This is a genomic window from Actinomycetospora sp. C-140 (assembly GCF_054796175.1).
Genome location: NZ_JBTWNF010000022.1, coordinates 1 through 25,149, shown reverse-complemented (window position 1 = coordinate 25,149; position 25,149 = coordinate 1). Strand labels below are relative to the sequence as shown.

22 protein-coding genes are annotated in these 25,149 nt (G+C 73.7%); 8 read left to right on the top strand and 14 right to left on the bottom strand.

Annotated elements, in window-relative coordinates; genetic code table 11:
* Positions 1–13: 13 nt before the first annotated feature.
* Positions 14–1,495 (bottom strand): putative bifunctional diguanylate cyclase/phosphodiesterase, encoded by a 1,482-nt coding sequence (locus ACR9E3_RS27995; protein WP_460384135.1) that lies wholly within the window; start codon positions 1,493–1,495, stop codon positions 14–16.
* 418 nt (positions 1,496–1,913) lie between these two features.
* Here ACR9E3_RS27995 and ACR9E3_RS27990 point away from each other — a divergent pair, with 418 nt between their 5' ends.
* Complete coding sequence (locus ACR9E3_RS27990) at positions 1,914–3,239, top strand: competence/damage-inducible protein A (protein WP_460384134.1); 1,326 nt, start codon at positions 1,914–1,916, stop codon at positions 3,237–3,239.
* A gap of 63 nt (positions 3,240–3,302) precedes the next feature.
* On the opposite strand, the gene ACR9E3_RS27985 is transcribed toward ACR9E3_RS27990, so the two are convergent.
* From ACR9E3_RS27985 to ACR9E3_RS27955, 7 genes are read right to left on the bottom strand one after another with little or no spacing between them, the layout of a single operon-like run.
* Positions 3,303–4,112, bottom strand: a complete 810-nt coding sequence (locus ACR9E3_RS27985) for an alpha/beta fold hydrolase (protein WP_460384133.1) — start codon at positions 4,110–4,112, stop codon at positions 3,303–3,305.
* Entirely contained in the window at positions 4,109–5,566 is a 1,458-nt protein-coding gene (locus ACR9E3_RS27980; RefSeq protein WP_460384132.1) for a wax ester/triacylglycerol synthase domain-containing protein, read from the bottom strand. The genes ACR9E3_RS27985 and ACR9E3_RS27980 overlap by 4 nt, the downstream gene beginning before the upstream one ends.
* Positions 5,563–6,966 carry a 1-acylglycerol-3-phosphate O-acyltransferase gene (locus tag ACR9E3_RS27975; protein WP_460384131.1) on the bottom strand — a complete coding sequence of 468 codons (1,404 nt, stop codon included), beginning with the start codon at positions 6,964–6,966 and terminating at the stop codon, positions 5,563–5,565. The genes ACR9E3_RS27980 and ACR9E3_RS27975 overlap by 4 nt, the downstream gene beginning before the upstream one ends.
* Entirely contained in the window at positions 6,947–9,229 is a 2,283-nt protein-coding gene (locus ACR9E3_RS27970; protein WP_460384130.1) for a glycerol-3-phosphate 1-O-acyltransferase, read from the bottom strand. Before ACR9E3_RS27970 ends, ACR9E3_RS27975 begins: the two co-directional genes overlap by 20 nt.
* Before the next feature lie 53 nt (positions 9,230–9,282).
* Positions 9,283–10,542, bottom strand: a complete 1,260-nt coding sequence (locus ACR9E3_RS27965; RefSeq protein ID WP_460384128.1) for a cytochrome P450 — start codon at positions 10,540–10,542, stop codon at positions 9,283–9,285.
* Positions 10,539–11,801: an NAD(P)/FAD-dependent oxidoreductase gene (locus ACR9E3_RS27960; protein ID WP_460384127.1), complete on the bottom strand. Its 1,263-nt coding sequence runs from the start codon at positions 11,799–11,801 to the stop codon at positions 10,539–10,541. The genes ACR9E3_RS27965 and ACR9E3_RS27960 overlap by 4 nt, the downstream gene beginning before the upstream one ends.
* 4 nt (positions 11,802–11,805) lie before the next feature.
* Positions 11,806–12,000 (bottom strand): ferredoxin, encoded by a 195-nt coding sequence (locus ACR9E3_RS27955; RefSeq protein WP_285648738.1) that lies wholly within the window; start codon positions 11,998–12,000, stop codon positions 11,806–11,808.
* A 165-nt stretch (positions 12,001–12,165) separates the two neighbouring features.
* On the opposite strand from ACR9E3_RS27955, the gene ACR9E3_RS27950 reads away from it, so the two are divergent.
* Complete coding sequence (locus tag ACR9E3_RS27950) at positions 12,166–13,002, top strand: crotonase/enoyl-CoA hydratase family protein (RefSeq protein WP_460384125.1); 837 nt, start codon at positions 12,166–12,168, stop codon at positions 13,000–13,002.
* A gap of 25 nt (positions 13,003–13,027) precedes the next feature.
* Positions 13,028–14,578, top strand: coding sequence for an acyl-CoA synthetase (locus tag ACR9E3_RS27945; RefSeq protein WP_460384124.1), 1,551 nt, complete (start codon positions 13,028–13,030; stop codon positions 14,576–14,578).
* 6 nt (positions 14,579–14,584) lie between these two features.
* Here the strand turns inward: ACR9E3_RS27945 and ACR9E3_RS27940 are convergent, their stop codons facing one another.
* Entirely contained in the window at positions 14,585–14,749 is a 165-nt protein-coding gene (locus tag ACR9E3_RS27940; RefSeq protein WP_460384123.1) for a hypothetical protein, read from the bottom strand.
* 183 nt (positions 14,750–14,932) lie between these two features.
* Between ACR9E3_RS27940 and ACR9E3_RS27935 the strand changes: the two genes are divergently transcribed.
* The gene (locus ACR9E3_RS27935) at positions 14,933–15,772 is read left to right on the top strand and encodes an alpha/beta fold hydrolase (RefSeq protein WP_460384122.1); all 840 of its coding nucleotides are present in this window, start codon (positions 14,933–14,935) and stop codon (positions 15,770–15,772) included.
* A 166-nt stretch (positions 15,773–15,938) separates the two neighbouring features.
* On the opposite strand, the gene ACR9E3_RS27930 is transcribed toward ACR9E3_RS27935, so the two are convergent.
* Positions 15,939–16,310, bottom strand: a complete 372-nt coding sequence (locus ACR9E3_RS27930; protein WP_460384121.1) for a hypothetical protein — start codon at positions 16,308–16,310, stop codon at positions 15,939–15,941.
* Positions 16,311–16,555: 245 nt separating this feature from the next.
* Positions 16,556–17,329, bottom strand: coding sequence for an ANTAR domain-containing protein (locus ACR9E3_RS27925; RefSeq protein ID WP_460384120.1), 774 nt, complete (start codon positions 17,327–17,329; stop codon positions 16,556–16,558).
* Between the two features lie 304 nt (positions 17,330–17,633).
* Between ACR9E3_RS27925 and ACR9E3_RS27920 the strand changes: the two genes are divergently transcribed.
* Complete coding sequence (locus ACR9E3_RS27920; protein ID WP_460384119.1) at positions 17,634–18,641, top strand: AraC family transcriptional regulator; 1,008 nt, start codon at positions 17,634–17,636, stop codon at positions 18,639–18,641.
* Here the strand turns inward: ACR9E3_RS27920 and ACR9E3_RS27915 are convergent.
* Together ACR9E3_RS27915 and ACR9E3_RS27910 are read right to left on the bottom strand one after the other, a co-directional pair.
* The gene (locus ACR9E3_RS27915; protein WP_460384118.1) at positions 18,638–19,396 is read right to left on the bottom strand and encodes a hypothetical protein; all 759 of its coding nucleotides are present in this window, start codon (positions 19,394–19,396) and stop codon (positions 18,638–18,640) included. The two genes, ACR9E3_RS27920 and ACR9E3_RS27915, sit on opposite strands and share 4 nt — an antisense overlap.
* A gap of 286 nt (positions 19,397–19,682) precedes the next feature.
* Positions 19,683–20,540, bottom strand: a complete 858-nt coding sequence (locus tag ACR9E3_RS27910) for a DUF4190 domain-containing protein (protein WP_460384116.1) — start codon at positions 20,538–20,540, stop codon at positions 19,683–19,685.
* Between the two features lie 325 nt (positions 20,541–20,865).
* On the opposite strand from ACR9E3_RS27910, the gene ACR9E3_RS27905 reads away from it, so the two are divergent.
* Positions 20,866–21,129, top strand: coding sequence for a hypothetical protein (locus ACR9E3_RS27905; protein ID WP_460384115.1), 264 nt, complete (start codon positions 20,866–20,868; stop codon positions 21,127–21,129).
* Positions 21,130–21,226: 97 nt separating this feature from the next.
* Here the strand turns inward: ACR9E3_RS27905 and ACR9E3_RS27900 are convergent, their stop codons facing one another.
* Complete coding sequence (locus ACR9E3_RS27900) at positions 21,227–22,765, bottom strand: long-chain-fatty-acid--CoA ligase (protein WP_460384114.1); 1,539 nt, start codon at positions 22,763–22,765, stop codon at positions 21,227–21,229.
* Positions 22,766–22,964: 199 nt separating this feature from the next.
* Here ACR9E3_RS27900 and ACR9E3_RS27895 point away from each other — a divergent pair, with 199 nt between their 5' ends.
* Together ACR9E3_RS27895 and ACR9E3_RS27890 are read left to right on the top strand one after the other, a co-directional pair.
* Positions 22,965–24,107, top strand: coding sequence for an acyl-CoA dehydrogenase family protein (locus tag ACR9E3_RS27895; protein WP_460384113.1), 1,143 nt, complete (start codon positions 22,965–22,967; stop codon positions 24,105–24,107).
* A gap of 5 nt (positions 24,108–24,112) precedes the next feature.
* The coding region (locus ACR9E3_RS27890) for an LLM class F420-dependent oxidoreductase (protein ID WP_460384209.1) at positions 24,113–25,149 on the top strand (1,037 nt) is incomplete at its 3' end.

Genomic DNA, 25,149 nt, shown 5'->3' with positions numbered 1-25,149 from the left:
CTACCGCCTCAGCTCACGCGATCAGCGTGCGGGGTCCCGGCACGGTGCCGTGCTCGTCGGGCCGCACGTCGAGGGAGTCGAGCCAGGTGTCGAAGCACCGCGCGGGCAGCGGGCGGGAGACGAGATAGCCCTGGGCGACGTCGCAGCCCATCTCCGCGAGCGCCACCCGGACCGCCGCCTGCTCGACGCCCTCGGCGACGACCGTGAGCCCCAGCGTGTGGCCCATCTCGACGATCGCCCGGACCACGGCGACGTCGCCGTACTCGGTGCCCATGCCCAGCACGAAGCTCTTGTCGATCTTGACCTGGTCGACGGGCAGCCGGCGCAGGTGGGCCAGCGACGACTGCCCGGTGCCGAAGTCGTCGACCGCGAGGTGGCAGCCCAGCGCGTTGAGCCTGCGCAGCACCGGCAGCGCCACGTCGCGCTCGGAGGACACCCCGGACTCGGTGAGCTCGAGGGTGAGCAGCTCCGGCGGCACGCGGTGGCGCGCGAGCAGGCCCGCGACCTCGTCGGCGAAGCCGGCACCGGTGACGGCGTCGGTGGTGCCGAGGTTGCCCACCGAGACGTTGACCGCCACCGACAGCCGCATCCCGCGGTCGAGCCAGCGCCGGGCCGCGGCCAGCGACTCGTCGAGCACGAACGACGTCAGCTCCGCGATCTGGCCGGTGGCCTCCAGCACCGGGACGAACTCGTCGGGCAGCAGCAGGCCGAGCTCGGGGTGGTCCCACCGCGCGAGCGCCTCGACCCCGACGACGGTGCGCTCCCCCAGCGAGACCACGGGCTGGAAGTCGACCCGGACGTCGCGGCGGGCCACGGCCGCCGAGAAGCCGCGGATGAGGCGCAGCCGCCGGGCCGCCCGCTCGCCCATGCTCGGCTCGTAGCAGCGCACCGGCTCCGCGCCGTCCCGCGTCGCGGCGAGCGCGACGTCGGCGCGACGCAGCAGCGCGGCGATGCGGTCGGGCCCGGCCGGGACGTCCGCGAGCCAGGGTCCGTCGGCGGCGACGCCGATGGCCACCGGCGGCTCGAACCGGACGCCCTCGACGAGGTAGGGCGCGAGGAGGCGCTCGCGCAACGCCTCCGCCGCGACGTGGGCGTCGTGTCCGTCGACGTGCGGCAGGAGCACGGCGAACGTGTCGCCCTCGAGCCGGGCCACCACCGCGCCCTGCTCGTCGAGGGACGGGAGACGGACGCTGACCAGGCGCTCGGAGGCGAGGCGGACGAAGACCTCGCCGCGCGCGTGCCCGAGGGTGTCGTTGACCTGGCCGAGCAGGACGAGGTCCACCACCGCGACCGCGCCGGCGGCGCCGCCCCCGCGGGAGGCGAACGCGGCGTGCAGGAAGCCCTCGCGGTTGAGCAGGCCCGTCAACGGGTCGTGGTGGGCGTCGCGGCGCAGGCGTTCGGCCAGGTCGGCGGCCTCGGCGTCGTGCCGGCGACGGCGGACCCGCTGGACGAGCAGGACCGCGACCGCGGTCGCGAGCACCAGGACGAGCAGCACCGACAGGACGATGACGCCGGTGGTGGACGGCCCCGGGGTGGAGGGAGTGGAGGTGGCTGGGTGAGCAGCGGCCGACGCGACACGAGCGGTCGTCACGGCATCCCACCCTTCCCTGCTCGCCCCGACGATGGTCGGCCGACAGCCGCCGTGCGTCCACTGCTGTCGTTCCGAGCACATATCGTCGCTCCGTTCACCCTGTGCAACAAATCGTGCTCAGGCGACCGGCGATTAATTCACTCCTCCGGCCCATCATGCACCTTGCGCTCTCCCCAACGATGACCGACCGGTGCAGATGCGACGGGTGACCCACCCCGTCCGTGTTCCGACCGGGCTAGCCGGATCTCCGCACCGGTCGCCCGGCCGGGAACCGCGGGTTCTGGTGGGATGACGGGAACGGACTCGGGACAGGGGTGCAGAGGTGGCCGACGCGGGCAGTGCCGTCGACGGGGTCCGGGCGGGGATCGTCGCGACCGGCAGCGAGCTGCTGACCGGGCGCATCACCGATCGCAACGGCCCCTGGGTCGCCGAGCGCCTGGGCGAGCTGGGCGTCGAGGTGTCGCACCTGGTGCTGGTCGGCGACCGCGGCGAGGACATGGCCGCGGCGCTGCGGTTCCTCGCCGGCGACGGCATCGACCTCGTCGTCACCACCGGCGGGCTCGGACCCACGGCCGACGACCTGACCGCCGAGGTCGTCGCCGCGGAGACCGACCGCCCGCTCGAGCTCGACGAGCCCATGGAGAAGGTCGTCGGCGACATCATCGCGAAGTTCGCCGACCGGCTGCGCTGGGACGCCGACGCCCTGGCCGCCGCCAACCGCAAGCAGGCGATGGTGCCGCGCGGCGCGACGCCCATCCACCCCGCCGGCACCGCACCCGGGCTCGCCGTGCCGCCGCACCCCGAGCGCGGCGGCCCGACGGTGCTGGTGCTGCCCGGCCCGCCGCGCGAGGTCCGGGCGATGTGGGAGGACGCGCTGGCCACGGAGCCGGTCCGCGCGGTCCTCGCCCGCACCGCGCCGTACGCCGAGACCCACCTGCGCCTGTTCGGGGTGCCCGAGTCGGAGATCGCCGCGACGCTGCGCGACGTCGGCGCCGAGGTCGATCTCGCGCCGCTCGAGATCACCACCTGCCTGCGGGACTTCACCCTCGAGGTCGACCTCCGCCACGCCCCGGCGTCGGCCGCCGCGGCGACCGCGCGCGACGCCGTGGTGGCCGAGATCGACCGCAGGCACGGGAAGGCCGTGTTCTCGCGCACCGGGCAGACGATCGACGAGCTGCTGTTCGACCTGCTCGACGGCCAGGTCGTGGCGACGGCGGAGTCGTGCACCGGCGGGCTGCTCGCCGGCCGGCTGACCGCGCCGGCCGGCGCCTCGGCGCACGTCGCCGGCGGCGTCGTCTCGTACTCCAACGACGCCAAGGCCGACGTGCTCGGCGTGCCGCCCGGACTCATCGAGACCCACGGCGCCGTCTCCCCGGAGGTCGCCGAGGCCATGGCCGACGGGGCGCTCGCGCGCTTCGGCGCGACGATCGCGGTGGCGATCACCGGCGTCGCCGGACCGGGCGGGGGCACCGAGGCCAAGCCCGTCGGTTACGTGTGCTTCTGCGTGCGCACCAGCGACGGGCGCACCCTCGCCCGCGACCCGGTGCTCCCGGGTGAGCGCGGCGACGTCCGCGAGCGCTCGGTCGTGCTCGCGATGCACCTGGTGCGGCGCGTGCTCACCGGGGAGGGCGAGCCCGCGCCGGTCTGACGCGAGTGATCGAAGTACCGATACGGACGCTGAGTGTCTGTGACGGCACTTCGCTGACAAACCTCAGGCGACCCGGGCGATGAACGCGGAGATGTCGTCGAGGATGGCGTCGTTGGTCGTCTCGTTGAGGACCTCGTGCCGCGCGCCGGGCTCGATGCGGGTGGTGACGTCGCTGCCGCCGAGCTTCTCCATCACCGGCCGGGTGGAGTCGAGCGGGACGAGCTGGTCGTCCTCGCCGTGCACCCAGAGCACCGGCAGGTCGCCGAAGCCCGGGCCGTCGGCGATCGCCTGCACCGAGGCGACGAACGCCTCGAGGGTCGGGCGCCGGAACGGGCCGTGCCAGACGAGCGGGTCGGCCGCGTAGGCCTCGCCGACCGCGGGGTCGCGGGAGAGCACCGCGGGGTCGATCGGGACCTCGGGGATCGGGTCGTACTCGAGGAGCCCGAAGATCCCGGGGCTGCCGCCGCTGACGGGGCCGGTGAGCACGAGCCCCGTGAGGACGTCGGGGAACCGCTGGGCGTAGCGCGTCGCGAGCAGCCCGCCCATCGAGTGCCCGAGCAGCACGACCGGCAGGCCGGGGTGCTCGTCCAGCGCGAGCCGCCGGACCCGGTCGACGTCGGTGACCATGTCCTCGACGTCGTCCACGACCACCCGCTCGCCCGCGGAGCGCCCGTGGCCCAGGTGGTCCGGCGCGTAGACGACGCCCCCGTCGCGGGCGAGGCGGTCGAGGACGTGCGCGTAGCGCCCGGAGTGCTCGCCGTAGCCGTGGGCGAGGACCACGATGTGCCGGGGCGGACCGTCGGGGTCGCGCCGGCGCACGTAGACGCGCCCGCGGGTGCCGTCGATCTCCAGGTCCGTCTCGGTGCCGATCATGACGTCCTCTCCTCGGTGCGGGTCGTGCCCGGGGCCAGGGCCAGCACCTCGGCGAAGCCGTCGGCGAGGTCCTGCTCGAAGCCCGGCAGGTCGGTGAAGGACGCGGCGTCGAGGTTCGCGGCGACACAGCACGTCTCGCCGTGGGTCACCATCGCGATCATCGCCGCGCAGCCGGGCAGCGGCGCGAACGGGTAGGAGCGCACGATCTGCGCGCCGGCGAGGAACGCGTCGTCCCGCAGCCCCGGGATGTTGCTGGCCTGCAGGTCGTTGCTCCGTGTCGCGCCGCCCCCGAACCCGGCGACGACCGCCCCGGGCAGCCGGGCGAGCCAGGCGCTGACGATCTCGACGCTCTCCAGCGCCGGCTCACCGAGCGCGATCTTCATCCGCCGCCGGACGTCGACCACGCGGGCGGCCGGGTCGACGATCCCGACCGGCGCCGACAGCCGGGCCGGGGCGAAGTGGTTGCCGCCGGGCTCGTGCTCCTCGCGGCGGATCGACACCGGCAGCGTCACCGGCATGAGCCGGTCCGGCGGCAGCGGGTCCCCCCGGCGCTGCGAGTACCGGCGGAACGCCCCGAGCAGACCGGCGACGTACGCGTCGTTCACCGACCCGCCGACCGACTTCCCGGCGGCACGCAGGTCGGCGAACGGGACGTCGATCGTGCGGAAGCGCCAGGACGGGCTGCGGAGCTCCAGCGCGGGCAGGGGCGGCGCCGGCGGCGGCGAGAGCACCCGGCGCGCCGAGACGACGTACGCGACGGCGTCGCGGACGGCACGATCGGGCCGGACCAGCGACGCCGCGGCGCCGACCACGCCGCGCACGGCGCCGCCGACGAGCCCGAGGTCGCTGCGGACCTGGCGCACCACCTCGTGGCCCAGCGTCGCGGGCGGCCCCGACGGCGGCGGGGGCTGGGGCTTGTCCGTCATCGGCTCGCGGGAGCGCGAGTGCAGCCCGGCCAGCAGCTGCGCGAGTCCCATCCCGTCGGAGAGGACGTGCGACAACTTGAACACCAGCGCGGCGCCGCCGTCGGGCAGCCCGCCGACGAGCGTCGCCTCCCACAGCGGGCGGGACGGGTCGAGCGGCGTCATCGCGATCTGCTCGGCGAGGGTGAGCAGGCCCGCCCGGTCCTCGCCGTCGGGCAGCCGGAGGTGCCGCACGTGGTAGTGCAGGTCGAAGTCGGGGTCGAGCGCCCAGTGCGGCGTCCCGGCCCCGAGGAACGGCGTCACGATCCGCTCGCGGAACCGCGGGACCACCCGGGACGCCCAGTCGGTGGCCGCGAGGAAGCGGTCCCAGTCGGGCTCGAGGTCGAGGATCTCGACGATGACGACGGTCGAGCGCATCCGCGGGTCGGCCTCGACCCGCCACATCAGCGCCTCGAACCCCGTCAGCTCCTCCGAGCGGGACCAGAGCAGGCGGCCGTCGTCGCTGCGCGGCGGCGTGGGGTCGAGACTCACGGGGCGCCCTCCAGGGTCTCGACGAACCGGGCGCGGACGTCCGCGACGTGGTCGTTCATCGTGGCGACGGTCCACCGGGACGTGTCCACGGGCGGCAGCACGTCGACGTGCACGGTGCCGCCGCGCAGCGTCTGGTGCCCGCGCCACATGACCTCGCCGGCGTCGTGGATCACGATCGGCACCATCGGGACGCCGGCCTGCATCGCGATGTGGAAGGCGCCCTTCTTGAAGCGCCCCAGCCGTGGCGTGGGCGAGCGGGTGCCCTCGGGGGCGATGGCCAGCGACCAGCCCTCGTCGCGCAGCTTGCGCACCGCGGGCTCGAGGGCCTCCTTCGCCTGCGCGGTGTTGCCGCGGTCGACGAACGCCACCCCGGCCAGGCTGAACATCGCGCCCCAGAGCGGGATCGACGCCGCCTCCGCCTTGGCCACGCCGGTGAACCCGCCACGCAGGAGCTTCATCAGCAGCGCGACGTCGATCTTCGACTGGTGGTTGAAGACGAACACGCAGGGCCGCGCGGACCAGAGGTGCTCCGCGCCGGTGACCTCGACGTCGATCCCGGCCAGGGCGAGGCCCAGGTCGCCGGTCACCGAGCAGGCCAGGTCGACCATGTGGCGCCGCGACCCGCGGGCGAGGCCCACGGCGGCCGCGGTGCCCGCGGCCCCGAGGAAGGCGCCGTAGAAGCCGGCGGTGCGCAGCACGTCGCCCGGCGTCGCCAGCGTGCCGCCGCGGGGCTCGACGGGCAGCACCGGGACGTCGAGGTCGTCGGGTGCCGGGCCCACGAGCATCGGGTGCTCCCCGCCGGTCAGCAGCGCCTCCGCCCCGCCGCCGGCGTAGACGAACGCCGGCGGACGCCCGGCGAGCGCCGCGGCGACCGCCTGCGCCTTCTCCTTCCCCGCGTCGTCGAGCAGCACCGGGCCCTCGACCTCGCCGGAGAGCACCCGGTCGCGCACGACGACCTCGGTGGCGACCAGCTCGTCCGCCCCGAGGTCCTCGGCCAGCGGGGCGAGCACGGGCCGCGGGGCGTGGCCGCAGAGCACGACGTGGTGGCCGGCGCGGCGGTGCTCGGCGACCAGCGCCCACATCTCAGGGCGCACGGCCGCGCCGAGGTCGTCGCGCAGCACGGCGCGCGCCCGGCGCGCGACGGCGTCCTCCCCGTGGCCCGCCCAGCTCGCCACGAGCCGCCGGACCGCGTCCTCGTCGTCCCCGCCGCTCGCGATCAGCGCCACGTCGCCGGGCAGCGCGCGCCAGGCGGTGCGCCCGGCGCGCAGGGCCTCCCCCGCGTGCGCCGCGACCGCCGAGGCCGCGAGCAGGGCCGTCTCGTCGACCACGACGACGCTGTCCCCGGGCGCGGCCCGGATCGCCGCCCGCCGGGCCGCGAGCTCACTGCTGTCCGCCGGCACCGAGGGCCTCCTCCCGCAGATCGTGCTCCCGGTCCCCGGCGCGGCGCAGGCGGTCGCGGACGGCGGCGACCTCGTCGCGCCACGCGGCCCGCGACCCCGGGCCGGCGTCCGCACCGAGGAGCCCGCGATTGTCCGCCGCCCGCAGCGCCGAGGAGAACAGTTCGCGCGACACGACGTCGGCGCCGTGCAGCAGCTGCTGGCGCCACCACTGCTGCCCGAGCCCGGTGCAGGCGTCGAGGAAGGCGTCGCGGTCGTCGACGGCGCCCTCCTGGTCGGCGAGGACGGTCGCCGCCACCCACTGGGCCTCGACGAACGGGAGCAGGGTCCGCGGCGCGACGAGCAGCTCGGCCCGGCCGAGCAGAGCCGCGGCCCCGTGCGGCGAGGCGGGCGCGTCGGTCCAGTCCGGCGCCAGCCGCCGCAGCTCGCCCAGCAGCTCGTCGCGGTACTCGCGCTTGCGGGGGAAGAAGAACTCGAACTTGAGCAGGTCGCGCAGCTGCAGCGCGGCCTCCCAGCACACCTCGAGGATCTCCTCCTGGGGCAGCTCGCTCCCGCGCGCGTCGGCGGACTCGACGGCGGCGAGGAGCCCCATCTCGAGCACGGCGCGGGTCAGCAGGTGGTGCAGGACGCCGTTGCGGTAGAACGCGGCGACGTGGTGGCGGTCGGAGCCGATCGACCAGACGGTCTGCGGCCCGCCGTCGAACCGTTCGACGACGCCCACCGACACGAGCCGCCCGAGCGTCTCGTCGAGGCTCTCGTCGGAGGACAGGTCCCCGATCGCGGGGTGTCGCTCCAGGAGCCGGCGGACCGGCTCCACGACGGCCCGGACCTGCTCGAACGTCAGCGCGCGCCCGCCCGCGCCGAGCAGCGCGAACGTGACGACCGAGGTCGGCGTCACGGGCGTGGCCCGGTTGATGCCGACGCAGATCCGGAAGGCGACCTTCTCGAGCTGCGAGCGGCCCTCCCCGGCCTCGGCCAGGGCGTCGCGCAGGGCCAGCGGTTCGCCGAAGCGGATGCGGGCGGCGCCGATGCGGCGCTGCTGGTCGCGCATGTAGCCCGCGAGCCAGCCCAGGCCCTCGGCCTTCTTCCCGGCGCCGCCCTGCTCCGCGGCCAGCGCACCCACCTCGTGGAGCTGGTCGTAGTGGATCGACACGGGCACCAGCAGCGGGTCGGCGCCGGGCGAGCCCTCGGGGAGCTGGTCGGCGGCGTCGACGAGGTAGCGCAGCAGCCCGTACTTCGGCGGGCGCAGCTTCCCGGTGCGGGTGCGGCCGCCCTCGATGTACCACTCGAGGTTGAAGCGCTTGTCGAGCAGGTGCCCGAAGTACTCGCGCACCGCGAACTTGTAGACCGCGTCGTCACCGAAGCTGCGGCGGATGAACACGATGCCCGCACGGCGCCCCAGCGTGCCCAGCGGCCAGAACGCGAGGTTGTTGCCCCCGAGCACGTGGTTGCGCGGGAAGTCGTGGGCGTGCAGCACCTCGGCGAGCACCAGCGGGTCGGCGTAGCTGCGGTGCGAGGGCAGGAACACCAGCGGCCGGGTGCGCCCCTGCTCGCGCAGGCTCTCCAGGCTCGTGGTGTCGACGTCCACGTCCCAGGCCTTGCGGTGCAGCGGGCTCATCACCGTGCGGAACGCCTCGATCGCCGGCGGGCTCTGCACGGCCGCCATCTCGGTCAGGCAGCCCGACGTGCGCTCGAGGACCTCGTCGACCGACAGGCCGAGGTCCTCCGCCAGGGCCTCGGCCCGCCGGCGCACCGCGGCCGAGGCGACGATCTGCTCGGCCATCAGCCGCGGGACCTTGTAGCGGTCGCCGGTGACCCTGCGCTCGGCGCGGTCGCACGCGAGCGTGGCGCGACGGCGCACGAACGCGACGAAGCCCTCGCCGTCCGGCTCGCCGAGCTCGCGGTCGCCCTCGCTGCGCAGCTGGGCGACCGTCGCCGCGTCACCGGCGACGACCCGCGCCTTCTCCTCGGACCACCCGCGCACGCGGGCGTAGGTGTGCCGCAGCCCGCGGCGCCGCGGGGTCAGGGAGAGCAGGTCGCCCCACGCCGGGGCCGCCGACGACTCACGTTCCTCGGGCGGCCACACGACCCGCACCGGCACCACGGTCGTCTCCGCCCCGGACCCGTCGAGGGCCCCGGCGAGCTCGCGCCCGCCGTCGGGCACGACCTGGACCAGGTCGTCGCCGTAGGTCTCCTCGGCCCAGCGGCGGACGAGCTCGCGCTCGGTCCGCGACCGGGCCCCGGAGAGCACCAGTGTCTGCACCACGTCGTGCTCCCTGCGTCCGGTCCCGGGCCGCGGGCGGGCGGCCGGGACGAGCGTCAACCCCCGAGCGAGCAGGGCATCGTCTTCACCGCGTGCACGAAGTTGCTGCGCAGCGTCTCGGGCTCGCCGACGGTCAGGTCCGGGACCCGGGTCAGGAGCTGCGAGAAGATCTGCCGCAACTGCGTGCGCGCGAGCATGTTGCCCATGCAGAAGTGTGGTCCGCCACCCCCGAACCCCACGTGCGGGTTGGGGTCGCGGGCGAGGTCGAAGCGCAGCGGGTCCGCGAAGACGTCCGCGTCCCGATTGCCCGACTCGTAGAACATGACGACCTTGTCGCCGGCCGCGATGTGCTGCCCGCGCAGCTCGGTGTCCTGGGTCGCGGTCCGGCGGAACGTGAGCACCGGGCTGCCGTGGCGCACGAACTCCTCCACCGCGCCGCCGACGCGGCCCTCGAGGTCCTCGGCGAGCCAGGCCCGCTGCTCGGGGTTCTCGGTGAGCCCGCGCATCGCGTGGGCGATGGTGTTGCGGGTCGTGTCGTTGCCCGCGACCGACAGGAGCACGAAGAACGCGCCGATCTCGTCGTCGGTGAGCCGCTGGCCGTCGACCTCGGCCTGCACGAGGTTGGTCATGAGGTCGTCCCGCGGGTCCCGCCGCCGGGCCTCCGCGAGCTCGAGCGCCGGGCCCAGCAGGCCCGCGAGGGCCTGGCCCGCCGCCTGCAGCGGGTCCTCGAGCCCCAGGTTCTCGAGGACGTCGGGATCGTTCGTGGCCACGAGCAGGTCCGCCGCCTCGGCGAGCGACTCCTGGTACTCCACGGGCGCGCCCATGAGGTCGTAGATGGTGCCCATCGGCAGCTGCTTGGCCACCAGCGCGACGAAGTCGCCGTCACCGTGGTCGAGGAGGTCGTCGACGATCCGCTCGGCGCGCTCGGCGATGCGGCTCTCGATCGTCCGCACCTGCTTCGGCGTGAACGCGGCGCTGACGATCTTGCGGAGCTGGGTGTGCCGCGGCGCGTCCATCGCGAGGAACGACTGGGACGCCTCGAGCAGCTCGGGCGGCGCGTCCTGGAACTGCACGCCCTGCCCCGAACAGAAGATCTTCGGGTTCTTGCTGACGTGGCCGATGTCGGCGTGGCGCACGACCGCCCAGAACCCGGGGTCGTCCGCACCCGGCATGAGCATGCCCTCGGGCGGGCGGTGCCAGGAGATCGGGCGCTGATCGCGCAGCTCCCGGAACGTCGCGTCGCGCTCGGCCATCGGCCGGCCCCAGAAGTCGAGGCTCGAGAGGTCGAGCGGGTCGGGATCGGGCGTGCCGCTCATGAGCTCGCTTCCCGCTGCTTCTCCGCGGCCTTCTGCGCCCGGGCCGCCCGGCGCTGCTCGGCCAGCTCCAGGGCGTCGTCCCAGCTCTTCCGCCCGCCGATGAGGCGCCGGTACTTCATGACCTCGGCGGGCATGTCGACCGCGAGCGCGCCGACGATCCGGTCGCCCGCGCGGTAGATCGCCGTGAACGGCCCGCCCTCGGCGTCGTCGCCGGCCACGACCTCGATGTGCTCGCCCTCCGCGACACCCACGAACTGGACGCGGCCGTCGTACCAGTCCGACCAGAAGTAGGGGACGGTCTCGTACGCGGTCGCCGTGGCCGGGTCGACGGCGTTGCGGGCCGCGCGACCGCCCTGGTCGGCCGCCGACGTCCAGTGCTCCAGGCGCATCGGGCCGTCGACGACGCCGGAGAACAGCCCGTTCGGCCAGCGCGCCACGTCGCCCGCGACGTAGACACCGTCGGCGGCGGCCAGGGTCTCGTCGGCCACGACGCCGTCGTCGAGCGTCAGCCCGGAACCCTCGAGCCAGTCAGTTGCCGGCCGCGCCCCGATGCCGACGACGAGCACGTCGGTCGCGACCTCGGTGCCGTCCCCGAGACGCACGCCGGTCACCCGACCGTTCTCCTCGAGCACGTCGGAGACCGCCACGCCCGTGCGGACGTCGGTGCCGTGCGCGCGGTGCAGGTGGGTCAGCGCGCGACCCATGCGCTCGCCGACCGCGCGAGCGAGCGGGGTCTCGAGCGCCTCGAGGATCGTCACCTCGAGGCCGAGCTTGCGCCCCACGGCGGCCACCTCGGAGCCGATGAACCCCGCGCCGACGACCGTGAGCCGCCGCGCGCCGCCGCGCAGCGCCTTCCGGAGCGCCTGGGCGTCGTCGAGGGTGCGCACGGTGTGCACGCCGGCGATCCCCTCGGTGCCGGGCAGCGTCCGCGCGTGCGCGCCGGTGGCGATGACGAGCCCGTCGTAGGGCACCGCGCGGTCGCCGACGGTGACGGTGCGCCCGGTGGTGTCGAGCGCCGAGGCCGGCGTGCCGAGCAGCAGCTCGACCTCGAGGTCGCCGGCGAACGTCTCCTCCTCGCGGTAGCGCGGGTCGGGGCACTCGTCGGCCGAGAGGTACTCCTTGGACAGCGGCGGGCGGTCGTATGGCAGGTGCTCCTCGGCCCCGATCAGCGTCACGTCGCCGTCGAACCCGTCACGCCGGACCGCCTCGACCGCCCGCAGCCCCGCCAGCGAGGCGCCGACGACCACCAGCCGCGGCACGCCCCTACTCGCCCTCGAGCGAGAGCGCCTCGGTCGGGCAGCTGGCGACGGCCTCGCGGACCTCGCCCTCCTGCCCCTCGGGCACCTCCTCGCTGTGCACGATCAGCGACCCGTCGTCGTCCACCTCGAACACGTCGGGGGCGAGGGACTCGCACATGCCCATCCCGGTGCACCGGTCCCAGTCGACGACGATCCTCATGCGTGACCTCCCACCTCGGCAGCGCCCGAGGGACGGGCGCGCGGCAGGGACCATAACGTGGGTCATGGTGGGGGCGCGAGACCTGCGTCACCACTCGATCACTCCGCGCGACGAGCACGCCACCGTGAGACGGTGCGCGCAGGACGACGAAGGGAGAACGGCGACGTGAGCACGCTCGACGTCGACGCACCGGCGCCGACGGCGCTGTCGGTCACACACGACGACGGTGTCGCGACGGTGCGCCTGGCACGGCCCGCGGCCGCCAACGCGCTCGACCGCACGCTCTGGCAGGAGCTCCGCGCGACGTTCCGCGCCCTCGACGCCGACCCGGCCGTGCGCGTCGTCGTGCTCACCGGCGAGGGCAAGCACTTCTGCGCCGGGATCGACCTGTCGATGCTCGCCGAGATCCAGGGCATGGCCCCGGCCGGCGCCGACCCCGGCCGGGCCCGCGAGGGTCTGCGCCGCCTCATCCTCGACCTCCAGGACGTCCTCACGACCGTCGAGCGCTGCCGCGTCCCCGTGCTCGCCGCGATCCAGGGCGCGTGCGTCGGCGCCGGGCTCGACCTCGCCGTCGCGTGCGACCTGCGCTACGCCACCCCGCGGACGAGGTTCTCGCTCAAGGAGGTCGACATGGGCCTCGCCGCCGACGTCGGCGTCCTCCAGCGCCTGCCCCGCATCGTCGGCGAGGGCCGGGCCCGCGAGATGGCCTACACCTGCCGCGACGTCGGCGGCGCCGAGGCCGCGACCACGGGCCTGGCCAACGAGTGCGTCGAGGACGACGACCTGCTCCCCCACGTCACCGAGGTCGCCCGGGGGCTCGCCGCGAAGTCGCCGCTGGCACTGCGCGGCACCAAGCACGCGATCACCTACGCCCGCGACCACACCGTCGCCGACGGCCTCGACCAGATCGCGACGTGGAACGCCTCGTCGCTGATCTCCGACGACCTCACCGAGGCCGTCACCGCGTTCACCGAGCGCCGCGCGCCCCGGTACCGCGACTAGGCAGGCCGATCCCAGGGAGACGACGATGTACCCCGGCACCTTCGCCGCCACCGCCCCCGACCGTCCCGCCGTGATCATGGCCGAGACCGGCGAGGGGCTGACGTACCGCGAGCTCGAGGACGGCTCCGTGCGCCTGGCGCGCACGCTGCACGAGCACGGGCTGCGCCGCGGCGACGTCGTCGCCCTGCTCTCGGACAACCACCCGAGGGTCTTCGAGGTCTACTGGGCCGCGCAGCGCGCGGGGCTGCTCGTGACCGCCGTGAACCACCACCTCTCCGCGGACGAGGCCTCGTACATCGTCGACGACTGCGGCGCGCGGGCCCTCGTCGTCTCGGCCGCGAAGGACGAGCTGGCCGCGGCGATCGTCGAGAGGACCCCGCAGGTGACGCTGCGGCTCGCGTTCGGCGGCAGCGTGCCGGGGCACCGCGACTACGACGAGGTCGTCGGCGCGCAGAGCGCCGAACCCATGGCCGACCAGCCCCGCGGCGGCGACATGCTCTACAGCTCCGGCACCACCGGCCGTCCCAAGGGCATCAAGCCGAACCTCGTCGACCGGCAGATCGACGAGCCCGGCGACCTCTACCTCGCGGTGTTCGTGCCGATGTACGGCTTCGGCGAGGACACGGTCTACCTCTCCCCGGCGCCCGTGTACCACGCGGCGCCGCTGCGCTTCGGCGCCACGATCCAGTCGAGCGGCGGCACCGTCGTGATGATGCACCGGTTCGATCCGGAGCAGGCGCTGGCCGCGATCGAGCGCTACCGCGTGACCCACAGCCAGTGGGTGCCGACGATGTTCGTCCGCATGCTGAAGCTCCCGGAGGAGACCCGGAGGCGCTACGACGTCTCCAGCCTGCGGGTGGCGATCCACGCCGCGGCGCCGTGCCCGGTGGACGTCAAGCGGGCGATGATCGACTGGTGGGGCCCGGTGCTCTACGAGTACTACAGCTCCAGCGAGGCGAACGGGATCACGTTCATCGACTCGCGGCAGTGGCTCGAGCGTCCCGGCTCGGTGGGTCTGGCCGGCCTCGGCACGATCCACGTCTGTGACGACGAAGGACGTGAGCTCGCGGCGAACGAGGTCGGCACCGTCTACTTCGAGCGCGACCGGGTGCCGTTCGAGTACCACAACGACCCCGAGAAGACCCGCGGCTCGCAGCACCCCGAGCACGAGACGTGGACGACGACCGGTGACCTCGGCTACGTCGACGACGACGGCTTCCTCTACCTCACCGACCGCAAGAGCTTCATGATCATCTCGGGTGGTGTGAACATCTACCCGCAGGAGATCGAGGACGTCCTCACGCTGCACGACGCGGTCTACGACGTGGCGGTGATCGGCGTGCCCGACGAGGAGATGGGCGAGTCGGTCTTCGCCGTCGTCGAGCCGGCGCCCGGCCACGAGCCGTCGGACGCGCTGGCCGAGGAGCTGCTCGAGCACGTGCGCGGACGGATCGCCCGGTACAAGACGCCGCGCCGGCTGGTGTTCACCGACGACCTGCCGCGCACGCCCACCGGCAAGCTCGTCAAGCACCGCCTCCGGGAGCGGTACGCGGCCGGGGAGTTCGCCGTCGTCTAGGAGGCCCTAGAACAGCGAGCGGAAGAACGTCGCGATCGACGACAGCGCGTTGCCGATGATGGCCAGGATCGAGCGGACGACGTCCGCGGCGCCCTCGGGCTGGGCGATGATGAAGTAGAGCACGACGGCGACCACGACGATGATCAGGAATCGTCTCAATCCCTTGGACATGCGCTCGTGCCGCTCCCGTCGTCCCGGCCCCGCGCGCCGCGTCCGAGGGTGGACGCCGCGTGCACCGACCGTAACGCGACCCTCCCGCACACGGGTGCCACTTGGACGGAGTGTCGCGACCTCTCCGTCGAGATCGGGTTCGCAAGATCGACGGAACGATCCGCGCCGGGCACGATCCCCCGGATGGACTCGTTCACGCGCGGCGACCTGACCTTCGACGTCACCGAGTGGGGCTCGGCGGACGGCACGCCCGTCGTCCTGCTGCACGGGTTCCCGCAGACGGCGGCGAGCTGGGAGCCCGTCGCCCGCCGGCTCGCCGCGGCCGGGCACCGCGTCGTCGCACCCGACCAGCGCGGCTACTCGCCCGGCGCGCGTCCCGCCGGCCGGCGCGCCTACCGCGTCGAGGAGCTGGTCGGCGACGTCGACGCGCTCGTCGGGGAGATCGGCGGCGGCCCGGTGCACGTCGTGGGCCACGACTGGGGCGCGGTGGTGGCCTGGGCGTTCGCGGCGCTGCGCCCCGAGCGGGTCCGCACGCTCACCGCCGTGTCGGTGCCGCACCCGGCGGCGTTCACCCGGGCGATCGTGTCCAGCCGGCAGGCGGCGCTGTCCTGGTACATGTACGCCTTCCAGCTCCCGGGCGTCGCCGAGCGCGTCCTGCGGCGGCCCGGCGGGCTCGCGGCCGCGGTCCGCCGCGCCGGCCAGAGCTCGGAGCACGCCCGGCGCGACGAGGCGGCGCTCGCCGCGAAGGGCGGCCTGTCCGCGGCCCTGACCGGCGCGGTCAACTGGTACCGGGCGATGCCGTTCTGGGAGCACCGCGGGCTGCGCCTCACGGTCGGCACGCCGACCCTCATGGTCTGGAGCGACGGGGACGTGGCCATCTCACGGGCCGCCGTGGACGGCACACCGCGCTGGGTCACCGGCCCGTACCGGCTGGAGGTGCTCCCCGGCGTCAGCCACTGGATCCCGGACGAGACGCCCGACCGGCTCGCGGACCTCGTGCTGGAGCACGTCGGCGACCGGTGAGGTTGGGGGTTCCGGGAGCGCGGGGGGATGCGCTCCCGGAACCATGGTCGGCCGAGGGGGGCGCGGCCGACGACCTCATGTTACGTCGCCATTGCCCGCCCGGTAGGTACCTCTGGTGCGATCCTGAACACCCGTTCAGCTCACACCGAGGAGTCGCGGAGAGCGCCTATCCCGCGAGCGGGATCGGCTCCGTGCCCCCGGTGGACGTCGGGGCGATGGCCGGGGGGACCACGGGGTCATCGCCACGGAGGAAAGGGCGGTCGCCGTCGCGGTGGCGCAGCAGCGAGTTCCGGTGCGCCACGATCGCGGTCGCGAGGGCCCGGGCGTGGGACTCGGCGCCCGGTGCGGTCTCGCCCGAGACGTGCTCCACCGCGGCGCCGAGGGTCTCGGCCAACCGCGCGAGCTCGTCGAGGACGTCCGCGGACCAGCTGAACCGGTCGACGCCGTCGGGTCGGAGCGCTCGGCCCTGGTGGTCGAGACGCCGGAGCGCCTCCGATGCCTGGCGGGCGAGCGCGACGCCTGTGTTCTCAACCGTCACGACGTCGCTGTACCCGCCCGCCGGACGGACGACGCCACGGATCGAACGAGCTGCTCCGGACGGCGGCGTCGGTCCTGGCGTGGTGGGGCCTGGCCCCGCCCCCGGTCGGCTCCCCAGCGCCAGGGGCGGGACCGGCCTCTCGGAAAGGCTGCACCGGAGCCCCCGAAGCTCCAGCGTGCGGCCGGTTGACACCAGCGTGCCCCGGCTCCGAGGTGCGGAAACACCCCGCGAGCTCTTGGATCGGTTCAGCACGGGAGATCCGCGCGCCCGGCACCTCGGGCGGACGTGCTGTGGCCGGCCCGGGACGTCCCGGTGGCGCCCCGCGCCTCCTGCTGCATCCACCGCGCGACGTCGACGAGCTTGAGGTTGGTCTCCTGCGACGACGACTTGAGCATCCGGAAGGCCTCGTCGTCGTCGACGTGGAACCGCTCCATGAGGAGCCCTTTGGCCTGCCCGATGACGTCCCGGTTCTCGACCGCGTCGGTCAGGAGCGCCGCGTGGTGGCTGCCGTGGAGCAGCAGGGCGCCCTGCGCGGCCAGCAGGCCCGCGAGCAGCTGCGCGGCGTCGTCGAACACCTCGGGCCGGGAGGCGTAGAGGTTGACGCTCGCCACCGCGCCGCCGTCCATGGACACCTGGGTGGACAGCATCGCGCGGACGCCCGCGGCCACCGCCGCCGGCGCGAACCGGGGCCAGCGCGCGGCGTCGTCGCCGTCGAGGTCCGCGGCGACGACGACACCGTCCGGCGGGGCGTCCTCGAGGGCGGTGATGCACGGGCCCTCGTGCAGCTCGCCCTGCAGCCGATCGAGCTCGGCGACGTGCGGCGCCGTGGGATGACACGCGATCACCGTGTCCCGGCGGCGGACGCTGATCCCACCGTCCTCCGCGCCGGGCACGGCACGCACGGCGGCCAGCACGAGCTCGGCCAGCGTCCGGTCCGGGTCGCGCACACTGCGGGTGTCGGCCAGCTCATGGGCGGCGGTGCGCAGCGCCACCACCAGCTGCGCGTCGAGCGACAGCACTACACCTCCTCGCCGGACGGCGGCAGGCTGCAGGCAGTGGCGCACCGAGCGGCGGCGCCCCGCAGGCAGCACAGCCCGCGAACCGGGCCGCCTGGTCGACCGCTGTCGCTGACCGTACCTCCTCTTCGCTGACCGGACGAATTCTACGCACCGGTAACTCAACGGGGTGTCGCGACGCCGCCGTCCGGGCCAGTCGACGCCGCTCACTCTTGACCGGGAGGGGCATGCTGGGGGACCGGGAGTGAACAAAGGCGTCGCTCGGTGGTCCGGACGGGGAGGACCACCGCCTGGGGAGGTGACCGCCGTGCCCGACACCGCGTCCCGACGGATCGTGCGGTCCGACGTGCAGTCCGCCGACCCGGAGTTCGCCCACGAGGTGCTGCGCGAGTGCTACACCGACTTCACCGTCACGTGCTCGGGCGACGCCGCGGACTTCCGGTTCGCCCTCACACGGCTCGCCGGCGCCGAGGTCGCCGTCGGCCGTCTGCGCTACGGCATGACCGTGACGATGGCCGTGCCCGCCCCGGAGGACGTCGTCGTCGCCGCGACCTGCCTCGACGGGACGGTGGCGGTCGACGACGGGCGCGAGGTCGTCGGCGCCAGGCCCGGGACCCCCGCGCTCCTGCCCGTCCGGCACGGCTACGACGTCCACGCGAGCGACGTCACCGTCGAGACCGTCTCGTTCGCCGCGTCGGCACTCGACCGGACGGCGGCGTCGATCCTCGGGATCGAGGCGCCCCTCGTCCGCTTCACCTCCATGACCCCGGTCTCGCCGGCGGCCGTGCGCTACTGGAACGGCGTGGTCGCCCACGTCCGCGAGGTGCTGGGCGACGACGCCCTGACCGCGAGCCCCCTGGTGCTGGGCGAGGCGACCCGTGCCCTCGCGACGGCGGCCCTGCTCGCGTACCCGAACACCGGGCTGGCCGGGCTGGCCGGGCTGGCCGGGCTGGACGGGCTGGACGACGTGCGTGGCGGCGGCCGCGCCGAGCCGGCGGTCCTGCGGCGGGCACTGGACCACATCGACGTGCACGCCGGCGAGGACATCGGGGTCGACGACATCGCCGCGGCGGCCCGGATCGGGGTCCGCGGGCTCCAGCACCTGTTCCGCCGCCACCGCGACACCACACCGCTCCAGCACCTGCGACACGTGCGGATGGAGCGGGCGCACGCCGAGCTGCGGTCCGCCGACCCGACGCGGGGCGCCACCGTCGGCGCGACCGCGGCGCGCTGGGGCTTCGCCAATCCCGGACGCTTCGCGGTGGAGTACCGGCGGGTCTACGGCCGCTCGCCCGGCGAGATCCTGCGCTCCTAGTCCCCGGCGGGACGCTCCGTCGGCCGGGGTGGCCGGTGGGTCGCGGCGTCGTACACCTCGGCGGGCTCACCGCCGCTCAGCACCGACCCGGCCCAGGTGCCGAGGACGAGCCCGGTGGCCTCGGGCTCGACGAAGGCGCCGCGCTCGGGCGCGTAGAGGGTGATGGCGCCGACCACGGGCCAGCCGATCTCCGGGCCCACGTGCTGCCGCGTCCGGGGGACCGAGATCGAGAGCATCGAGCGCACCCCGAAGGCGCAGGCGGCCGCGCTGAAGCGGGGCCAGCACGCGGCGTCCTCGGACGCCAGGTCCTCGGCGCGGATCGCCCCGACGTGGTCCAGCGCGACCGCCTCGACGGTGGGCCCCTCCCGCAGGGCGTACTGCACGGCGTCGAGGCGTTCGGCGTCCCCGCTGGCGGCGACAGTGGCGAAGTACCGCTGTCCGGAGGAACCCACCTGCACCGAGGTCAGGCTGACCGCCGTGGCGCCGCGGAACGCCGCGCGGGCGGCCGCGAGCACCGCGCCGAAGACGTCGTCCGCCGTCTGCGGAGGCGGCGACGCCGGGAGGCCGTAGGTGCGGGGCAGCGCCCGGGCGAGCCGGTTGAGCCGCTGCTCGGAGTGGTCGAACACCGCGCGGGCCCGCTCCTCCTGGAGCGCGACGGTGGACGCCACGCGGGCGATGAGGGCCCGGGAGCGCTCCACCTGGCCGCGGACACGCGTGCGCATCGCCGCGAGCTCCGCCTCGGTCCCCGCGCTCACCCCGTCACCGTAGGAGCGCACCACCCGACGGCACCAGCCTGCGCGTCCGGGCGCGCGTCAGCCGATCTGCCGGCCGTCGGCGTTCTCCCAGTAGGGCTTGCGCAGCTCCATCGTGAGTACCTGGCGGTGATCTTCGCGCGAGCTCTCTCGCCTGCCGAAACAGGTGCCTCCAAGGGTGCTGAAGCTAGAGGCGTTCCGTCGTGGTTCCGGGGATCGCGACCGAGGACCCACAACGGACCGCGGACCCGGACCGGCCAACGCCGGCCCGGTCTCCTCGGCCTCAGACTCAGTTGAAGGGCGTGGAGGCGTAGCAGGAAGCGTAGGCGCCGCGGCCGGTCTCGGTGGCGACGACCGCGCCGGTCTGGTCCTTGATGGTGCAGGTGATCCAGCTGTTGCCTCGGCTGCTCAGGGTGGAGGCGTTGAGGGACTGGAAGTTCCCGTTGGGCTCGGGGGTCACCGTCTTCGTCCAGGGCAGCTCGGAGCCGGAGCTGGTGGTGCCGTTGTTGTTGACCATCGTGCTGTCGCCGTTGGACTCGGTGTAGCTGATCTGAGTGGCGCGGTAGTTGCCGGTGACCTCGTAGGTGTAACTGGTGGCGGCGGGCCGTTCCGGAGCGGCCGGCGAGCCGCTGTAGGGCACGAGCGGCGCGCCCGACGAGCTGGTTCCGGTGAGGCGGTCCATGTCCTCGGTGAACTGCGCCGTGGCCTGGAAGACGATGACGATCCCGATGATGCCGACCACGAGACCCAGGGCGCCGCAGGCCGTACCGGAGATCGTGACGCCCTTGTTGGTCGCAGCACCTCGACGGACTCGACCCCACCCGAGCAGGCCGAAGATCACTGCGAGGCCGCCCAGGATGACGGCGATGAACCCGGTGAGCGGGATCAGCATGAAGACGAGGCTGACGATGCCGAGGCAGAGCGCGGTGATCCCGAAGCCGTTGCTCGGGGCCTGCACAACCGGCGAGGGCTGCGAGTGCGCGGGCTGCGGCGCCATCGGGCGGGCGAGCTGGTGGCGCTGCTGCGGCTGCACTGGAGCCATGGGAGGGGCCTGACGAAACTGGTCGGGAATCCGGATCGGCGCGGTCTTGTCCGCGTCGTGCTCGGGGTTCTCCGAGACCCGGGTTCCGTCCTGAACGTCCGTCACTGTCCTGCTCCTCTGCTCCCCCGACCCGCGTGCTGCGGACGTCTCTCGATTCGCGGAACGTGGTCGTCTCGTTACCGAGTCTTTGACTTTCACCCTCCTGAGCTACGCGCGTTCCGTCCCTATCGCGGGCCGGCCTCCGAGGTCCCTCCCTCGGCAGCGCGGGCTCTGCCCTGCCGGGCCTGTTCGTGCGGGTGCAAGCGCCCGGTCATCGATGACCGCCGACGGGGCTGCTGGGGTGGCGCTTGCGGCCGTGCGGGCGGTCTGGCAGCCCTCGGGCACGTCGTCGTGGGCGAGGCCCTCCCCCGCACACCCGCCGCGCAGTCGTGTGAACCTGGCCGCGATCGCCCCGGAGTTCGTCTCCGACCTCGACCACCGCCCGGCCGAGAACGATCTCCAATGGCTGCCCAGCACCCGGCTGCTGCCACCGCCGCGGCGCGCCGAGCTGATCGGCGCCGAGGACCGGGCGGTCGTCTCCTGGCTGTGCCGGGCTTCGCGACCCGTCGAGGACCTGACCGACTCCGTGACTGCTGGCGCGCTGTTGCAGTCGTCGTCGACGGCCGCGCGGCCATCTCGACGATATGTTCCGTAACTGTTCCGCGCGACGCGCCGACGGACCGGTTCGAGCCACAACGCCCCACAAGAACCTGATATTGGATCCCCGGCGTTTGCGCAGCTCAGCGCGGGTATCAGCCGATGGAACGCCCCTCCGCGTTCTCCCAGTAGGGCTTGCGGAGGTCCTTCTTGAGGATCTTCCCCGAGGGGTTGCGGGGCAGCGCGTCGACGACGTCGACCGACCGGGGCCGCTTGAACCCGGCGATGCGCTCCTTGGCCCACTCGAGCAGCGCGTCGGTGTCGATCTCGGCGCCCTCCCGGGCGACGACGACCGCCTTGACGGTCTCGCCCCACCGCTCGTCCGGGACCCCGATGACGGCGACGTCGGCGAGGTCGGGGTGCTCCGAGAGGACGTTCTCGACCTCGATGGGGTACACGTTCTCCGCCCCGGTGACGATCATGTCCTTGATGCGGTCGGTGAGGAAGAGGAAGCCCTCCTCGTCGAGGTAGCCCGCGTCGCCGGTGTGGAACCAGCCGCCCTCCAGGGCCTTCGCTGTCTCCTCGGGGCGCGCCCAGTACCCGGGGGTGACCTGGGAGGACCGGATCCAGATCTCACCGACCGTGCCCTGCGGGACGTCCTCGCCGGAGGCCGGGTCGACGGCCTTGAGCTCGACCCACGGGTAGGCCTTGCCGGCCGAGCGCATGAGGTGGGCGCGCGGGCCGTCGGGGTCGTGGTCGTCGGGGTCGAGCTGGCTGATCGCGCCGGTCGTCTCCGTCGAGCCGTAGACCTGGAACAGCGGCGCCCGGAACGTGGTCAGCACGCGGTTCAGCACGGCGCTCGTGATCGGCGAGGCGCCGTAGGCGATGGCGCGCAGCTTCGACCAGTCCTTGTCCGCCGCGCCGGGCACCTGGGTGAGGAACTGCAGCACGGCGGGCACGAGGAACGCGTTGGTGACGCCCTCGTCGGCCATCGTGGCGAGCAGCTGGTCCGGGACGATGTCGGCGATCAGCACGCACCGCGCCCCGAACGACAGGCAGACCAGCGCGAAGCCCGAGCCGCCGATGTGGAACAGCGGCATCGCGACGAGCCCCACCGACTCGGTGTCGAAGCCCCAGTGGTCGCCGACCGAGAGCAGGGCCGCGAACTGGGTGTGGGTCAGCACGACGCCCTTGGGCAGGCCCGTGGTGCCCGACGTGTAGAGCTGCAGGACGCAGTCGTCGTCCTGCGCGTCGTCGGGCGGGTCGAGCACCTCGTCGGACGCGGCGAGCCAGTCCTCGTAGTCCTCGCCGACGACGAGCACGCGCCGCACGGCGTCGATCTTCCCGACGTCGTCGCGCATCGCGGCGAAGTCCGGACCGAGCACGACCAGCGGCGCGGCGGAGTCCTCGATGATCGCGATCAGCTCGTCCTGGGTGAGCCGGTTGTTCAGCGGCGCCGTCCCGGCCCGCACGCGCGGGGCGCCGAAGAGCAGGTCGAAGAACTCGGGGCGGTTCTTGCCCAGCCAGACCACCCGCGCCCCGGCACCGACGCCGTCGGCGGCCATCGCCCGGGCGGCCAGCCCGCCGCGCCGGTCGAGCTCGGCGTAGGTGGTGTTCTGCCCCTCGAACGTCATGGCCACCAGGTCCGGTGTGCTCACGTACTGGCGGACGACGTCGGTCAGGCGGAACGGCACGGGGGACCTCCACGAGGGAACCGGAAGAAACGGACGATCGGTGACGCCCGCCACAGGGCAGGCGCGACCGTAACCGGTGGTACGGAATCACGGAAGAGTCAGGCTTGACTGTTACCGGTCGGTCCGGCCACGCTGGCCGGACCAGCAGGGCCGCGGGCGCACGACGGCGTCCCGACGTTTCACGAGGAGGGGCCAGCCGGTGGAGCGCACGATCTTCTCCGACGAGCACAACGACTTCCGCGAGATGGTGCGGGACTTCCTCGAGAAGGAGGCGGCGCCCCACCACGCGGAGTGGGAGAAGCAGGGACACGTCAGCCGCGAGGTCTGGCAGGCGGCCGGGAAGACCGGCCTGCTCGCCATGGACGTCCCGGAGGAGTTCGGCGGCGGGGGCACCCCCGACCTGCGCTTCCAGTGGATCGTCACCGAGGAGGTCGCGCGGGCCGGCACGAGCGGCCTGGGCTTCTCGCTGCACAACGACGTCATCGCGCCCTACCTCATCGAGCTCGCGAACGAGGAGCAGAAGCAGCGCTGGCTGCCGCGCTTCTGCTCCGGCGAGATGATCACGGCCATCGCGATGACCGAGCCGGGCACCGGTTCGGACCTCCAGGGCATCCAGACCCGCGCCGTCCGCGAGGGCGACGAGTGGGTGATCAACGGCCAGAAGACGTTCATCACCAACGGCATCATGTCCGACCTCGTCATCGTGGTCTGCAAGACCGATCCCGACGCCGGCGCCCACGGCTTCAGCCTCATCGTCGTCGAGCGGGACACGCCCGGCTTCGAGCGCGGCCGCAACCTCGAGAAGATCGGGATGTCCGCCCAGGACACCGCCGAGCTGTCGTTCACCGACGTGCGCGTGCCCGCCGCCAACCTCCTCGGCGAGGAGGGCAAGGGCTTCATCTACCTCATGCAGAACCTCCCCCGCGAGCGGCTCTCGATCGCCGTCGGCGCGATCGCGGGTGCGGAGAAGGTGCTCGAGGAGACGGTGAAGTACGTCAAGGAGCGGACCGCGTTCGGCAAGCCGCTCGCGAAGCTCCAGACGGTGCGCTTCTCGGCCGCCGAGATGGCGACCAAGCTCGCGGTCACCCGCACGTTCGTCGACCGCTGCATCACCGAGCTGAACGAGGGCAAGCTCGGGCCCGCGGACGCCTCCATGGCCAAGTACTGGTCGAGCGAGACGGCCAAGGAGGTCATCGACTCCTGCCTGCAGCTGCACGGCGGCTACGGCTACATGAAGGAGTACCCGGTCGCGAAGGCCTACCTCGACACCCGCGTCCAGACGATCTACGGCGGCACGACCGAGATCATGAAGGAGATCATCGGGCGGGTGGTGCTCGGATGAGCGCGATCAAGGTCGGGATGGGCCTGGCCTACGCGCAGGGCGGCTTCCACGAGACCGTCGAGCGGCTCGTCGAGCTCGAGGAGATCGGGCTGGACGCGGTCAGCGTCGCCGAGCTCTACAGCTTCGACGCGGTGAGCCAGCTGGGATACCTCGCGGCGCGCACGTCGCGACTGCACATCGAGTCGGGGATCGTCCAGATCTACACGCGGACCCCGTCGCTGACCGCCATGACCGCGGCCGGGCTGGACTACGTCTCCGACGGCCGGTTCGTGCTCGGGATGGGCGCGTCGGGCCCGCAGGTCATCGAGGGCTTCCACGGCGTCCGGTACGACGCCCCGGTCGGGCGCACCCGCGAGATCATCGAGATCTGCCGGCAGGTCTGGCGCCGCGAGAAGGTGCAGTACGACGGCAAGCACTACACGATCCCGCTGCCCCCCGAGCAGGGCACCGGGCTCGGCAAGCCGCTGAAGATCATCAACCACCCGGTGCGCGCGCAGATCCCGGTCATGCTCGCCGCGATCGGGCCGAAGAACGTCGAGCTGGCCGCCGAGCTGGCCGAGGTCTGGGAGCCGATCTGGTTCCACCCGGGGCGCGCGCACGAGGTCTGGGGCGCCTCGCTCGAGGCCGGCAAGGCCCGCCGCGATCCGGCGCTGGGCGAGCTGCAGACCTCCGTCAACGTGCCCTTCGCCGTCGGGCCCGGGGCGGGCAAGCTGCGCGAGCACGTCCGGCCGCAGCTCGCGCTCTACGTCGGCGGCATGGGCGCCAAGGGCAAGAACTTCTACAACGACCTCGCCGCCCGCTACGGGTTCGAGACCGAGGCGGCCGAGATCCAGGACCTCTACCTGTCCGGCCGCAAGGAGGAGGCGGCCGAGAAGGTGCCCGAGGAGCTCGTCCACGCGGTGTCGCTGATCGGCAGCGAGGACGAGGTCGCCGCGCAGGTCCGCGAGTTCGCCGCCGCCGGGGTCACCCAGCTCAACATCCAGCCGCTCGACCCCGACCACGACACCGTGAAGTCGTCGCTGGAGACGCTGAAGGGCCTGCT